This is a genomic window from Sphingomonas sp. NFX23, assembly GCF_049887795.1.
GTDB lineage: Bacteria > Pseudomonadota > Alphaproteobacteria > Sphingomonadales > Sphingomonadaceae > Sphingomonas.
Map to the genome: position 1 here is coordinate 416,772 of NZ_JAGEKH010000005.1, position 15,145 is coordinate 431,916.

13 protein-coding genes are annotated in these 15,145 nt (G+C 64.5%); 8 read left to right on the forward strand and 5 right to left on the reverse strand.

Annotated features, from left to right (window positions below; genetic code table 11):
* Positions 1-38: 38 nt before the first annotated feature.
* The 5 genes from J4O76_RS15620 to J4O76_RS15640 form a co-directional block, all read right to left on the reverse strand.
* Positions 39-2,270, reverse strand: coding sequence for a GumC family protein (locus J4O76_RS15620; RefSeq protein ID WP_426282771.1), 2,232 nt, complete (start codon positions 2,268-2,270; stop codon positions 39-41).
* Positions 2,271-2,293: 23 nt separating this feature from the next.
* On the reverse strand, positions 2,294-2,995 hold the full coding sequence (locus J4O76_RS15625) for a polysaccharide biosynthesis/export family protein (RefSeq protein ID WP_107951814.1): 702 nt from the start codon (positions 2,993-2,995) through the stop codon (positions 2,294-2,296).
* A 93-nt stretch (positions 2,996-3,088) separates the two neighbouring features.
* Complete coding sequence (locus tag J4O76_RS15630; RefSeq protein WP_426282772.1) at positions 3,089-5,644, reverse strand: O-antigen ligase family protein; 2,556 nt, start codon at positions 5,642-5,644, stop codon at positions 3,089-3,091.
* Between the two features lie 539 nt (positions 5,645-6,183).
* The gene (locus J4O76_RS15635) at positions 6,184-6,456 is read right to left on the reverse strand and encodes a hypothetical protein (protein WP_136189106.1); all 273 of its coding nucleotides are present in this window, start codon (positions 6,454-6,456) and stop codon (positions 6,184-6,186) included.
* A gap of 178 nt (positions 6,457-6,634) precedes the next feature.
* The gene (locus tag J4O76_RS15640; RefSeq protein WP_426282773.1) at positions 6,635-7,360 is read right to left on the reverse strand and encodes a metallophosphoesterase family protein; all 726 of its coding nucleotides are present in this window, start codon (positions 7,358-7,360) and stop codon (positions 6,635-6,637) included.
* Positions 7,361-7,772: 412 nt separating this feature from the next.
* Here J4O76_RS15640 and J4O76_RS15645 point away from each other — a divergent pair, with 412 nt between their 5' ends.
* The 8 genes from J4O76_RS15645 to J4O76_RS15680 all read left to right on the forward strand — a co-directional run bounded on the left by J4O76_RS15645 (position 7,773) and on the right by J4O76_RS15680 (position 15,073).
* Positions 7,773-8,219 (forward strand): hypothetical protein, encoded by a 447-nt coding sequence (locus J4O76_RS15645; RefSeq protein ID WP_056061499.1) that lies wholly within the window; start codon positions 7,773-7,775, stop codon positions 8,217-8,219.
* Positions 8,216-8,776, forward strand: a complete 561-nt coding sequence (locus J4O76_RS15650) for a glycosyltransferase (protein ID WP_426282774.1) — start codon at positions 8,216-8,218, stop codon at positions 8,774-8,776. Before J4O76_RS15645 ends, J4O76_RS15650 begins: the two co-directional genes overlap by 4 nt.
* An 80-nt stretch (positions 8,777-8,856) precedes the next feature.
* Positions 8,857-9,432 carry a polysaccharide biosynthesis/export family protein gene (locus J4O76_RS15655; protein ID WP_426282775.1) on the forward strand — a complete coding sequence of 192 codons (576 nt, stop codon included), beginning with the start codon at positions 8,857-8,859 and terminating at the stop codon, positions 9,430-9,432.
* 41 nt (positions 9,433-9,473) lie between these two features.
* On the forward strand, positions 9,474-10,865 hold the full coding sequence (locus tag J4O76_RS15660; protein ID WP_426282776.1) for an outer membrane beta-barrel protein: 1,392 nt from the start codon (positions 9,474-9,476) through the stop codon (positions 10,863-10,865).
* A gap of 64 nt (positions 10,866-10,929) precedes the next feature.
* Positions 10,930-13,050 carry a GumC family protein gene (locus J4O76_RS15665; protein WP_426282777.1) on the forward strand — a complete coding sequence of 707 codons (2,121 nt, stop codon included), beginning with the start codon at positions 10,930-10,932 and terminating at the stop codon, positions 13,048-13,050.
* A gap of 474 nt (positions 13,051-13,524) precedes the next feature.
* Complete coding sequence (locus J4O76_RS15670) at positions 13,525-13,824, forward strand: hypothetical protein (protein ID WP_056061514.1); 300 nt, start codon at positions 13,525-13,527, stop codon at positions 13,822-13,824.
* A gap of 111 nt (positions 13,825-13,935) precedes the next feature.
* Positions 13,936-14,661 (forward strand): hypothetical protein, encoded by a 726-nt coding sequence (locus tag J4O76_RS15675; RefSeq protein WP_426282778.1) that lies wholly within the window; start codon positions 13,936-13,938, stop codon positions 14,659-14,661.
* 88 nt (positions 14,662-14,749) lie between these two features.
* Positions 14,750-15,073: a Rap1a/Tai family immunity protein gene (locus tag J4O76_RS15680; protein WP_333961211.1), complete on the forward strand. Its 324-nt coding sequence runs from the start codon at positions 14,750-14,752 to the stop codon at positions 15,071-15,073.
* Positions 15,074-15,145 lie beyond the last annotated feature (72 nt).

A 15,145-nucleotide genomic window follows, 5' to 3' on the forward strand; every position in this document is an offset into this window, starting at 1 on the left:
GCTAGCTGCTCCGGCCCAAGCCGGAGCAGCGGTTCGGCTTATTTCGACGCGTCGTCGTAGCGATAGCGGTAGTAATCGTAGGACTGGCCGAAGCCCGCCTTCTTGGCGTTGTACTTGGTCATGACGCAGCCGATCACGGTGCCGCCGGCGCGGAGAAGGCGGGACACGGCGTTGCGGGCCTGGCCGAAATGCGCGCTCGAGGCTTCGGCGACGAACACGGTGGCCTGTGCGGCGGCCGTCAACTGTGCCGCATCGGCGAGTGCAAGGACCGGCGGACCGTCGACGATCACGACGTCGTAATCCGCTTCCAGCGCGGCGAGCAGATCCTGCATCGCGGTCCCCGCGAACAGGGTCGCGGGATCCGGTGGCAGTCGTCCGCTCGGCAGGAAGCTGAGCCCGGGGAACGCGGTCGGCAGGATCGACGCGCCGCGTTCTGTCATCCGCGCGAGGACCGACGAAAGACCGATCTCGGGCAAGGTGATTCCCAGCGTCCGGTGCAGCGACGGGCGCCGCAGGTCGGCATCGACCAGCAGGACGCGGCGGCCGAGCCCGGCGAAGTCGCGCGCGAGCGCGAACGAGGTGGTCGACTTGCCTTCCGACTTGCTGCTGCCGGTGACCAAGATCGACCGCGGCGGACCCTGGTTCGACGATAGCTCGATCGACGTCCGGATCGCGTGATACGCCTCGGCGATCTCCGACTTCGGATTGTTGAGCGCGTCGAGCGGCGAATCGCCCCGCGTGTCGGGCACGACGCCGAGCAGCGGGATGTGCAGCTTCTGCTCGACATCCTGCGGATCGCGGATCGAATCGTCGAGATAGTCGCGACCGAACGCATACAGCATCGCCAGCGCGAGCCCGGCGATCAGCGCGAGCGCGACGTTCAACAGCGGCCGCGGCGACGTCGGACGACGGGGCTGCTCGGCAGTATCGACGCTGGAGACGTTGTTGGTCGTGATCCCCGCCTCGGCGCTGACTTCCTTGTAGCGCTGGAGCAGGCCCTCGTAGAGCTGGCGGTTGGTATCCACCTCGCGGCGCAGGATATTGTAGCGAACGCTGCGGCCCTGTTCGGCGAGCGTGGCGCCCTGGAGCGCGGTAACCTGCTGGATGAGCGCGCGGTTCTGGCGTTCGGCGGTCAGATACTGGTTCTCGATCGACTTGCGCGTCACCTCCGCAAGCTGGCGGATCTGCTGGTCGAGCGTGGCGATTTCGGCAAGCGCCTGGATCACGACCGGATGATCCGGCTTCAGGCGGCGGCGGACTTCGCTGAGACTGGCGATATCTTCCGCGCGCTTCTGCGACAGGCGCTGGACCGCCTCGTTCGCCTGCACTTCGGGCAACGACATCAGCGGCGCACGACGCGCCTGTTCCCACCGCGCACGCGTCCGCAGGCGGTTGGCCTCCGACGTCGCCGAATCGGCGTTGAGCTGGATGAGGTTGGCGGTGACGAGCGAGCGCGGCGCGTTGTCCGCTTCCTGCTGGCGCGCGCCCGCGCTGGCATCGATCAACCGCGCGGACCGGGCATAGGCGATCAGGTCGCGCTCCGATCCTTCGAGGCGGGTCTTGGCGAGGCCGAGCTGGTTCTGGAGGAACCGGCGGGAATAGGACGACGCGGAGAATTTCCGCTGGATGTTCCCCTCGATGAAGTTGGTCGCGTAGCTGTTGGCGATTTCGGCGGCGAGCGCGGGGTCGCGGCTGGTGAAGATGATGTGGACGACGCGCGAGTTGCGGCGAAGGTCGATCGTCAGGTTCTTTTGCAGGACGTCGACGACCTGGTCGGCAAGGCTGGCATCGCCCGGCTTGATCTCGATCTGGCGCGCGCCGGTCATCCGCTTGAGGAAGTCGTCGTTCGCACTCAGCGCGAGGCTGTCCGAAACGCGGCGCGCGATCGCCCGGCTGTTGAGCACGTCCGCCTGCGTCTGGAGGAAGCGATCGGCGTCACTGCCGGCGACCTGCGGCTCCGAATCCTCGGTGCCGAGAACCTTGGCGACCTGCTGGTCGATCTGGATGCTCGACTGCGCCGTATACTTGCGCGGCATCAGCAACGCGGAGGCGATGCCGAGCATCAGCGCGACGCCGACAATCGCGATCATCATGTAGCGATTGCGGAAGATCGTCGCCCAGACTGCGCGAAGATCGATCGCCGGTTCGTCCCCCTCGCCCTCAGGCACGGAAAAGTCCTCGCGCTCGGCGAAATTCGACCCAGGGGCCGAACCGAAGTTCCGCCGGTCGTTCGGCGTGAGAGCGCCCTGAGAGACGTCGACACTCCCCATGAGTCAGTTCTCTTCCTGTGATCTTAGAATTGCGCGAAGACGCCGAAGCCCGCGAGCAACGGTGCCGCGCGCAGGATATCATGCCAGGCCGATTTGCCCGTCGAATGGCCGACGATGATCGTGTCGCGAGCCGCGATCGCGGGATCGGCATCGTCACCGCGGCGGATCCGCTTCAGATCGAACACCGCGCCCATCCGCTTGCCGTCGATGTAACGGATCACGATCACCTCGCGCAACGACGCGTCCTCGCTCTCACCCTTGGCGAGCGCGATCGTGTCGAGCAGCGTGGTCGGCCCGGAGATCGGATAGATGCCCGGCTCCTTGACGTCGCCCTGCACGGTGACACGCTGCGCGACCGAACTGGCGACGGTGACCGTGACTTGCGGATTGACGTAGAACCGCTCGGCCAGCTTCGCGGCGAGCAGGTCGGCGAGCTGCGTGCTGGTGTTGCCGGCGGCCTGGATCCGTCCGATCAACGGCATCGATATGACGCCGGCGGCATCGACGACGACGCCGCGGGTCGAGATGTCGGCTTCTTGGAACACGACGATGTCCAGCGTATCGAGCGCGCCGATACGATAATCCTGCACCCGTGGCTCACCCACCGGCGCCGGGATCGTCTCATACGCGGCTTCGCCGGTTCGGAGGTTAGGGCCGACATTATCGTCGGCGCACGCGCCGAGCATGGCGCTCAGCGCGACCACCCCTATCAAGGTCGCTCGCATCCGTTGATCTTGCCCCTTTGGAATGACGAACCCTCGCACTACCCGGTGCACTCGGTCAAGCGTCTAACCTGTGTTACCGGCACCTGCACGACGTCACTGCCCTGCCGCGGCGGCGATGCGGACCGAATCGATCCAGAACACGCCGGGCTGACCACCACGCTCGCGGAGGTTGAGACCCAGGATCTGCACCGGACAGCCGGTTCCGACCGTGACGGCACCAGCCATCTGTCGCCAGCCCGCCCCTGGCCCGTCGAGCGCGATGGCGTCGGTCGAGATCGTGGCCGGTCGACCGGCGCATGTCAGCGAAAGCGTGGCCGGAACGTCGGCACCGCGAACCATCGCGCTCACCCGCCAGCGGCCCGGCGGCAATGTGATCGCCTGCGCCAGCGCGGTGCCGCTCGACAGGCCGTCCGAGACGATCTGCAGTGCGTGGCCGCTGCCGTCCGCGCCGCGATCCGCCGGGATCACGCGTACGCCCGGCAAGCTCGGCGCGCCCCAGGCATAGGGGATGACCCCACCCGGCAGTGGTGACGGCAACGCCTCGAACCCGCCATCCGCGACCAGCCCGCGGCCACCGCTCGCGAGCCAGACCCGACGCGCGCCGGCCACGTCGCCCCTGTCACCGAGCTGCCAGCGGATCAGCGTGGTTTCCAGCGGAGTCGCGGCGACGCCCGTCTTCTGCAGCTTGCCGAGAAACTCGAGCGTGCGCGGCACCGATTCGGCAGCGTCCTTGGCGATCAGGTTGAAGAACCCCTGCCGCCATTTGGGCGCATCGCCGAGGCGCGCGACGACGGCGTCGACGCCGCCGGGCGACAGATAGGTCCGGCGCATCTGGGGCATCAGCGCGTCGGGCAGCTGCGCGCGGCGCAACAGTGCGTCGATGCGCTCCGCGGCGACACCCGTGCTGCCGACTTCCAGCGCGCGCTCCGCCAGCCACAATTGCATCAACGTATCGCGCCAGCCCAGCGCCGCGCCCGCCTGTAGCAACGCGCTGCCGCGAACCGGCTGGTCGAGCGCGAGATCGGCATAGCCGTGCGCGCGGACTGCCCCCGCGTCGATCGGGTCGATCGCCAGCGCACGGGCCGCAGCAGCGCGTGCCGCGGCTGGCTGGCTGGCGAGTTGCTCGACATTGGCAAGCGCGGACCAGGCGCTGGCCGACCATGGCGAGACCGCCGTCGCGGCCGCGGGCTGGCCTCGCAACGTCAGGAAGCGACCCGCCGCATCGCCACTCGCCGCCAACCCGACAATGGCCGCGACGATCGTGATCGCTATGGTCGAGGACGTCCAGGCGAAGGACGCGGTCGTGCGGGACTGCGGACGACCGACCGCGGCGATCAGGCCGAGCGCGGCGCCGAACAGGCCTGCGATTCCCGCCATGCGCAGCGGGTAGTCGACCAGCGAGAACAGCAGGATCAGCGCGATCGCCGCCCCGCCCGCGACCAGTGTCGCGCGCTCCTGACGCGTGCCGGCGTGGCGATCGCCGCTCTGCCGGTCGCTCGCGCCGCGATCACCTGCGTGGCGCCAACTCGATACGAGCGCGACGATCAGCACGATCAGCCCTGCCGCGATCAGGATCGCTGCGGGCAGCCCCCCTTCGAGGACGAGTTCGAGGAAATCATTGTGCGCGTGATTGACGCTCAGCGGCGAGACCTGCCCGAGCGGTTCGACGCTGCGATAGACTCGTTCGAAGCTGCCGAATCCGGTGCCGAACGGGAACGTCTCGCGGACGATGTAGAGTGAGTTCTCCCAATATTGATAGCGCAGCTCTTCGGCGACCGTGGTGAAGCGGGCGAACAGGCGCTGCACCAGATCGGTGCGCGACAACAGGAGACCGCCGACGACATAGAGCGCGGCGGCCGCGGCGACCGACTTGCCGGTGCGCCGGACGTCGCCGACCAGGGCGAATGCGACGATCAGGGAGATCGGTAGCAACAGCAACGCGGTGCGCGAACTGGTCGCGAGAATGCCGAGCGACAGGAAGCCGATGATACCGAGCATCCCGAGCCGACGCGCCGCGCCCGTGCCCATCACGCCCGGCACCGCCGCGAAGACGATCGACACCAGCAGGAACGTCGCCTGATGATTGCGGTTGACGAAGAACCCGACGCCGAATCCGCGATGCGCGGTTTCGTAGAGGACCGGCGCGCTGCCGCCGGCCGCGACCTGCAACGCGGCGAGCACCGTCGAGATCACTGCGGCGATGACGATCAGCCTCAGCATCGTCACGCGCGACTGGAGTGGAAGTCCCGCCACCGTCAGCATCGCGGCCAGCGGCACGAGCAACGTGAGCAACGCGGTAAACGTCGTATCGGGCGTCATGCTGAAGGCGTGCCACCGCGTCGTCCAGCCGAGCAGCGTGTAGACCTGCACCGCCGTCTCGCGCGCCGGCAGGCCATGCCACCAGCTCGCTGGCAGCGGCACCAGTTGCGCCACCAGCAGGAGCGCCGCAGCGGCGAACACCAGCAGGAAGCGGCTCAGTGCGGCCGATCTCGTAGCGGTGGTCGCGGACGCAAGCGTATTGATTTCGGAGGGTGTCGGACGCGCGGCGCGGACGATCAGAACAAGTGCCAGAATTTGCGCGGCGAGTTCGATCAGCGGATAGCCAGTGCCCGCGCCCCCGCCGAACAGCAGGACGATCAGGAACGCCATCAACGGCGCATGGCGCCGCCATGGCGCCGACAAACCGAACCTATGAGTGCGAGACCGTCCGCTCGACCGCCCGCCGGACCGGCCACTCTCTCTTCGAGAGCCGCGACGCTCGTTCATGCCGCTCATGCGGAACGCCCCCACGCACCGTAGCGATGATGCTCGCTGCGGCACGGCTTGACGATGGCGTCCACCGGGTCATGCGATCCCGCGCCTGCCGTCAGCGATCGTACGTTACGTAAAGCCATCGGTGGACCGCTTCGATAAGGACTGGGACAGGCAGGTGAGCCAGCCAGGCGATCGATCGTCGCGCTCGGCCAGGACGATCATGCCGATTCGTCGATCAACGGCAGTTGGCGAAGATCACGCCACCAGTCGGTAAGTCGTCGACGTCGCCACCCGGACGCTTTTGACGTTACCGAACGCGACCGTGGATCGAAAACCACTGAAAGGCACAAAAAAGATAAAGGCGAAGCACTCGTTCGAATGCTTCGCCTCAATAACTCTCGCGATCGCGTGCCTAGCGAGGCAGCATCAGCCGATCAGTTCGGGCTGGAGTCGTCGTCACCACCGCTGGCAACGACCGCAACCACTGCAACCAGGGCAACGACACCGAGCAGCGGCAGCAGGAATGGCGCGCCAGCAAGATCATTCTTGCGCTTAGCCGACGTTCCGATGCGCATCGGCGAACCGGCGGCATCGACCATCTTTACGCTGTCGAAGCTAACTGCTTGCGGACGCGCCGGTGCTGCATACGCGGTACCGATGAAAGCCTGGCTAGCGAGCGCCGCTCCAAGAATGATCTTTTTGAACATGATTTCCGACCCCTGAATACGGCGGTTCCGCGCCTATACTTCAGTTACTCACGTGCTGGCAGAAGAGTCAAGTACAGGGATCGCACCACTAACCTGGATCAATTGCCTAAATTGCATGTTCCTTACAATAGGCCCGTTTGTTTTTTACAATTTGCTGCAGTTGCTCACTCTCACGAGTTCACATTGGCAACGAGACAGCAAGTATGTCCCTTTTTTCACCTTCCAAGTAGATCGCACTGAGAACGCCTGTTCGATACGCACCGGTATCGATACCAATCCGGTTCTCGCGGACATCGACATCGGGGGTAATGCTATGTCCGTGGACGACGACCGCGCCGAAGTCGCGTTCGGACCGAAGGAACTCGCCACGGATCCACAGCATGTCGTCGCGTACCTGCCGCGCAAGCGCGACACCGGGACGAACACCCGCATGGACGAAGTAATAGTCTCCGGACTGGACGCTGAGCGGCAATTGACGAAGCCAGGCTAGCCATTGCCGCGGGATCGCGCGGCGCGCGCCGTTCATATAGTCGCGTGGGTCGTCGTCGATGCGCAGCGGCGCGATGCCGAAGCTGGCGAGCGTCGCATCGCCGCCCACCGCGAGCCATCGCCGCAATGCGTCCGGATCGCCGTCGAGCGCCTGAAGCATCGCCTCTTCATGATTACCGAGCAGGACGATGACGCGGCTGTTCTGGCGCTGGAGACCATAAAGCATCGCCAGCACCTCGGCGCTTTGCGGTCCCCGATCGACGACGTCTCCGATCAAAACCACGTAGAGCGAGCGGGCCGGCGGCAAGCTTGCAGAATGCTCGCCGATCCGCGCGATCAACATCTGGAGAAGGTCGTATCGGCCGTGGATGTCACCGATGGCATATATTCGGTCACCAGAATCGGTGCTTGGCAACGCAACATCTCCGGTATAGCGTTTCCCGCAAGGTCGTGGGGGAAGCGCGGCGATCTAACTTGAATATGCCATTGCGATCAATTGGTTCGATTGCTGGAATATCAAAGTCTGCGATAGTGGAGCACTGCACATCCCATGGGCTGGCCGATAATTGAAGAGCGCCAGTCACGGACGGTATGCACCAAGTCGAGCATGATCCCGATGGACTGGTGGCGCAAGATGGGGACGCGACAAAGTGGCTGAGGTCGGATCAACGTCAGCCCGTTCCCTGCCCGAGCGGTTCTTCGTGAACCCGGGCAATGACAGCGATACTGCCACATCCTCAGCGGAATCTACGCCGCGGCGAACGAATACACCCGTTGCATCGATCGATCATTTGCGCTTCCCGGTAAATCCGGATAGCGGCACCCCAATGCGCGTCCTGCTTGTCGCCTCGGCCGGTGGGCATTGGATCGAACTTCACCGTCTTCGCGCGGCGTTCGTCGGCGCCGACTGCCAATTCGTCAGCACGTCCAAAGGCATGACGCCCCCGCTCGGCGACCGCGAGGTTCTTGAAATCGCCGACACCGCGCGGGATTCGGCGTGGGCGATGGCACCTACCCTGCTTGGCTTGCTGCGAGTCTTCCGCGCGTTCGATCCAGACCTGGTCGTGTCGACCGGTGCCGCACCGGGCGCGCTGGCGCTGATGATCGCCAAGATGTTTGGCGCACGAACGATCTGGATCGACAGCATCGCCAACAGCGAAACATTGTCGCTGTCGGGGCGCCTCGTGAAGCCGTTCGCCGATCTGCGAATCGCGCAGTGGCAACATCTCGCCGACGAGAACCCGTCGCTGCGTTACCTAGGGCAAATCCTGTGATCCTAGTGTCCGTCGGTACGCAATTGCCTTTCGATCGCCTGATCCGCGCGGTCGACGGATGGGCGGTCGACCATGGTCGCTCCGATGTGATCGCGCAGGTAGGGCCGACCCGCTATCGCCCGGTCGCCCTGAAGAGCTTCGCGCACGTCGCCTACGACGTCTTCCGCGATCTGCAGAAGGAGTGTCGCGTGATGGTTTGCCATGCCGGCATGGGATCGATCATCACCGCGATGGAATTCGGCAAGCCGATCATCGTGATGCCGCGAAACCACAAGCTGGGCGAACATCGCAACGGCCACCAGTTCGCGACCCTGCGGCAATTTGGCGATCGCCCCGGCATCTACCCCGCGGACACGGAAGTCGAACTGCGCGCGCTGCTCGAGCGGGTCGATGACCTGACTGCGTATCCGACGCTCAATACCATCGCCTCGGATGCGTTTGTCGAGCAATTGGCGGAGATCGTTCATCAGCCCGCCAAGACCTCCAAGATCCGACAACTACGGCATTTTCTCTCCGGCAAACGGGCCGGTGAGCCCGACAGACCCGGTCTCCGATAGATACCGCGATGCAACAAATTACCTTGATGCTTTATTGTCGGCATGTTAGCCAAGAACTGACAGTGTAAATGGGGGTTTGCGTGAAAAATAGAGCGGCTTTTGTCTTGCTAGCCGCCTTTGCGCTTGCCGGATGTTCGAAATCCGGCCCGCCCCCTATTTCGAGCGGTGAACGCTATGCCGAGGGCGCAGCGAGCGACGACATCTACAAACTAGGCGCTGGCGACAAGATTCGCGTCATTGTTTACAATGAACCGCAATTGAGCGGCGACTTCTCGGTCAGCAGCGACGGCGAGATCTCGCTGCCGCTGATCGGCAACGTGCAGGTCGCGGGCAAGCCGATCGAGCGTGTCACGCAGGAGGTGCAGGCGCGCCTGTCCGATGGCTATCTGCGCGATCCGCGCGTGAACATGGAAGTGGCGACCTACCGCCCGTTCTTCATCCTCGGCGAAGTCCGCTCGCCCGGCCAATATCCCTATCTGAGCGGGCTGACCGCTTTGAATGCGATCGCCACGGCACAGGGCTATACGCCCCGCGCGCGCAAGGCGACCGTCCGCATCCGCCGGTTCGGTGATCAATATGAACAGGAATATGTCCTGACGCCCAACCTGCGAATCTATCCGGGCGACACGATCCGCCTGACGGAGCGGTTTTTCTGATACCGAGCACGATCCGGTCAGGCCGGTCGATACGCTATCGCTTGTTTTCGACGAGCCGGACCTGGGACGCGGACGATATGACGGGGGTACGCAGCATCACGCAGACGCGCGCCGCGTCGAGGCACCGGACAGCCGCGCTGTGGCTTCGCGGTACACTGATCGCAGCGTCCGCGCTTACCCCGGCCGTTGCCGCCGCGCAGACCAGCAGCCTGTTGCTCCCGCCAGCGACAACCAGCGGTGACGACTATGATCGCGGTCACAATGTAGGTGTCGTCGAACGTGGGCGGCCCGAATACGACGCGCTGGGCGTCCGGCTGGGCAGTTTTATCGTAAACCCGCAGCTGAACACGTCGATCGGTTACAGCGACAACATCTTCAACGACAATACGAACAAGAAGTCCGACGTCTACACGTCGTTCGAACCGTATGTGAACGTGGCGTCCGACTGGTCGGTGCATCAGTTGCGGCTTACCGGCGCTGCGGACATCCGGCGTTTCGCCAAGCAGACCATCCGCAATCAGGATGCGTGGAACGTCCAGGGCAGCGGTCGCATCGACGTGACGCGCGACCTGACGGTGCGGCTCGACGCACAGGCAGACCGAACGTACGAGTCGCCGTTCTCCGCCGACGTCGTCGCGAATCTGATCGAGCCGTCGCGGTATCTGCGCACGTTCCTGGGGACCCGGACGTCGTACGATTCCGGCCGGTCGCGCGTGATCGGGACGATCGATCGCACCTCGTACGAATTCAGTTCGGTGCGCTTTGCGGACGGGTTGATCCGCGACCAGCGGTATCGCGATCGCGTCACCTATGCCGGCACCGGCACGTATGAACTCGGTTTCAGCCCCAGCTTGTCGCTCTACGCGCGGCTCGAGGCCGACCGGAACAACTACGGTCTGGCGCAGGCGTTCGGCGCACCCAACCGCGATTCGAACGGTTATCGCGGCGTGTTCGGATCGAATTTCGATATCGCCGGCGTCGCGCGCGGCACCGTCGGTATCGGCTATAGTTATCGCAAGTTCGACGCGAGCCAGACGTATCGCACGACGAGCGGCCTGTCGGTCGAGGCACGCGCGGACTGGTTTCCGAGCGAACTGACGACGGTCGGCATTCTCCTGCAACGCCGGTTGATCGACGTCGACTTGTCCAACGCGGGTAGTTCCTGGGACAACCGGATCCGAGTCACGGTCGATCACGAACTTCTGTACAATCTGATCGTCACGGTCGGCGGCGAAGTTAGCAAGCGCGAGTATCCGGAGCGGTCGAGTTCCACGCAAGTCTATCGCGCGGAAGTCGGCAGCCGCTACCAGATCACGCGATGGCTCGGTCTCGATGCGAACATCGGCTACGGATCCAACAAACCGAGCGGCGTCGGCCTCGGCAATCCTTTTGACGAGTTGCGTGCACGTTTCTCGATCCGTATCAGACGATAGGACGCAACCATGTCTCAACTGAAGAACAACGGCCTGTCCGCCAGATACTTAGGAAAATCCTGACATGAAGGTCGTGAACGCGGCAGAGCCCGAGACCCGGTTGAGCGACGTGATCCGCACGGTGCGCGACGTCATCCGCCGGCGCATCCTGATCCTCCTTGGCATCACCGCGGTGGTCGCTGCGATCGGCATCATCCTGACGCTGCGGATCACGCCGGTCTATCAGGGCGTGACCCGCATCCAGATCGATCCGAGCCGCAACCCGCTGGCGCGCACCGCCAACGATGCGCAGGCGCAGCTCGCCAGTGAGGCGATCGAGACCGAGGTGTCGGTGATCCGCTCGCTCGACCTGGCGCGCGTCGTCGTCAAGCGGCTCAACCTGCTCAACGATCCGGAATTCAGTGGTGGCCCGCCCCCCGAAGGCAAGCCTGCATTGTCGCCGGCGGCCAAGCTCGATGTCGTCGCGCGGTCGGTCAACAGCCACCTCGACGTCGCGCGCGATCGCCTGACCTATATCATGGCGATCCGCTTCAATTCTGAATCCGCCGACAAGGCCGCACGCATCGCCAATGCGTTCGCGACCGGCTATCTCGATACCAAGGTCGGCAACAAGATCGGTAGCGCCGAGCGCCAGACGGCGTGGTACCAGAAGCGCATGGACGAACTCGCGGCCGACATCCGCGTCGCCGACGAGCGTGTCGCGCAGTACCAGGCGCAGGCCGGTATCGTCCGCGGTGCCTCGAACCAGACCGGAACGATCGTCGACCAGCAGGTCGCACCGCTCTCCGTCCAGTTGGCTAGCGCGGAGTCCTTCGCCGCCGAAGCACGCTCCAAGGAACAGTCGGCTCGCCAGCAGGTCAGCCGCGGTACGCTCGACGCGATTTCCGACGTTCGGCAGTCGGCGACGATCCAGGATCTCCGCCGTCAGCGCGCAGTCTTGTCGCAGACGATGGAAGACGTACGTGGCCGGTACGGCGAACGGCATCCGGACTTCATCAAGGTCCGCGATCAGGTCGCGGGCATCGATGCCGAGCTGAACAAGGAAATGGGTCGTGTCGTGCGGTCGCTCGGCGCTGATGCCGGGGCCGCTGACGCCCGCGCCGCGAGCCTTCGCGGATCGATGACGCAGCTTGAGCAGAAGCAGTCCAACAACGCCCGCGCCTCGGTCATCGCGGCCAGTCTCCAGCGCGACGCCGACGGCAAGCACGACGCGTACGAAAAGATTTCGCAGATGGCGCTCGAATCGCGTCAGGCTGCGCAGAACTCGATCGCGCAGGCGCAGATCATCGACAATGCCGAGCCGCCACAGTCGCCCAGCTGGCCGAACCGCCCGCTGCTGTTCCTGTTGTCGCTCATCGCCGGGTTCGGCGTCGGCATCGCGGTCATCGTGACACAGGAAATGCTGGTCACCGGCATGCGCAGCATCGACGAAGTCGAAAGCGAGCTGGGCGTGCCGTTGATCGCGGCGATCCCGAATATCCGGCAGGATCACCCTGCCGATATCGTGGTCGACAAGCCGACGTCGCAATATTCCGAAGCGTTGCGCAATGCCCGCGCCTCGCTGCTCGGCGTCCGTGGCCAGCCTCGGCCGAAGATCATCGCGCTTACCTCGGCCCTGCCGGGCGAAGGCAAGACCACCACCGCGCTGGCACTGGCGCGCGTGATGGCGATGAACGGCGACAGGACGATCATCGTCGATGCGGACGTTCGGCGCGCGCAGTTGCGGATGATCACGCAGACCAAGGCGGATGGCGTCGGCCTGGTCGAACTGCTGCACGGCGACGTGACGCTCGACGAGGCGATCGAGCCGAGCGGGTTGCAGAATCTCGACCAGATTATCATCCACAAGCCATTCTTCTCGTCCGAGAATCTGTTCGGCAACGACCTGATGCCGAAGATCCTCGAACAGCTGTCCGAGCGCTACGACACGATCATCCTCGATCTTCCGCCGCTCGTCGGTCTGGCGGATGGTCGCTTCCTCGCGGCCCTGGCCGATGCGGTCGCTCTCGTGATCCGCTGGAACAACACGCCGAAGCACGCCGTCACCTCGGCCGCCGCATGGCTGAAGTCGGATGGCGCCAACCTGGTCGGCTCGATGTTCACGATGGTCGACACCAGCTCGCAGGCAGTCGGTTCGTATTATTACTATTCGAAGCAATATTCGGAATATTACCAGGAAGCGTAATGGCGCCGGGCCGTTGGTGAAGGCGATTGGCGGGCTTCACCAACGGCGTTCGAGCGCGGAGCTACCACCGCTAAAGGTGGACCATCGGTCCGCGACCGATTTGGCGGAGACAGACGCTGACGCAGCGTTCACGACCGCGACATGCAGGTCCGATCGCATTCCAGCGAACAGTCTAAACTCGCCTCTCACGAACACTCTCGCAGTCCCGCGCTGCAAAGTGAGGAAGACCGTGGGCCGCGCGGCTTACCGAGCTCAGTCGTGATACGCCGCTAGTCTACCATCGCCTTGCAAACGCTCAACTTATCGCGAACCGGCCAACCTCTGAACGCCGCAAAACTGGCAAAACGACGCGCATATCGGCGAAGCCCGGCGCGTGGTTCCCGACGTATAAGCCGCACGTCTCGACTAAAATCGATTGTCGTGCGCCGCTGGCGTGGGATGGATGATGCGATCCACGTTCGGAGAGGTGAGTATATGCGTTCCAATCTTCCTAAATTTACCACGGTCGCGCTGATCCTGGTCGGCGCCACGGGCCTTGGCGGTTGCGCCACGAAGGGCTTCGTCCGGGAGCAGATCGCTACCGTGAACACCCGCATCGACGGCATGGACGGGCGCCTGCGTACCGTCGAGGGCACGTCCGGCCAGGCATTGGCACAGGCTCAGGCTGCTGCCGGTCAGGCGCAGCAGAACGGTCAGCGGATCGACCAGATCAACGGTCGCGTCGATGGCATGGAGCAGCAGATGCAACAGCGGCAGCGCAAGCCACGCGGCTAAGCGCAGCATCGCGCACTCCGGTTGCCTGAAGGGACAAATCTGCTGAACAGGACCGCCGCCGTAGACGGGCCGTGCCGTATCGCCTCGCGTACTGGCATAGCCGCGGTGCTCATGATCGCAGTGCTTGCAGCGCAACCGGGTTTCGCCACGGCCCCCCCGTCGCACGCGACCGACCGCAAGGCCGTATCGCACACGCGCGACCGCAAAGCCGTGGCGAAACCACGTCCGAAAGCCGTTCCGGCCGAGGACGTGACCCAAGACCCGGAACCCATGCGATCGGAAACGGCCAACCGCATGATCGCATGGGTGACGGCCGCCCACGACAATGGGACCCTGCCCTACGTCGTCATCGACAAGCCGACGGCGACGTTGTTCCTGTTCAGCGCCAAGGGCGACTATCAGGGACAGACGCCTGTCCTGCTCGGCGTCGGCATAGGCGATGATTCGACGCCCGGCGTCGGCGCGAAGAACCTTGCGGAGATCGGTCCGGCCGAACGGACGACGCCCGCGGGCAGGTTCGTCGCGAAATTCGGCAAGGCGCTGGGCCGCCAGCGAGTCCTCTGGGTGGATTATACGAATTCGGTGGCACTGCATGCGGTGATCACCACGCACAAGTCGGAGCATCGCGTCGAACGGCTGCTGTCTCCGACGCCGGACGACAATCGGATCAGCTTCGGCTGCATCAATGTCGGCACCAGTTTCTATACGAAAAAGCTTCGCCCGCTGCTGCAGCGAAAAGGCGGCGTGGTCTATATCCTGCCCGATACCAAGTCGCTCGACGAGGTGTTCCCCCGCGTGCGCCTGCTGCCGTATCTGAATAGCGTGGCGAGCAAGTAGGTGTATCCAGGCTGGCCATCGTGGCTTTGCCGATACGCAGGAACAGTGGCGGACCCCGGTCGGGGCGACGTCGAAAGGGACGAAGACGATGATATTGGCGCTTGCCCTGCTTGCTGCCGCGGCAGACCGACCGGTCGTCGTGAGCGCGCTCACCACCGATCAGCTCGTCGAACAGTGTCGCGGCAAGGACAACGACCCTGCGCCGACATTCTGCACCGGCTACATCCTGGCGGCGTTCGACACGCTCTCACTGGCCCGCCAGATTTGCCCGTCGCCGACGCGCTCTTCCAACATCGAGGTCATGGCGACCGCGCGTAAATATCTGCGGACGCGGGGCAAGAAGGCGACCGGCGCACCGTCGTTCGTGGTGCGCGACGCACTGCAGCGCGCGTTCCCGTGCAAACGAAAGTAGCGCCGGCTACGATCTCGGACTGACGCTAGCGGGCGGGGAGCGTCAGTCCGCCTGAACCGCTCCCGCGCCCAC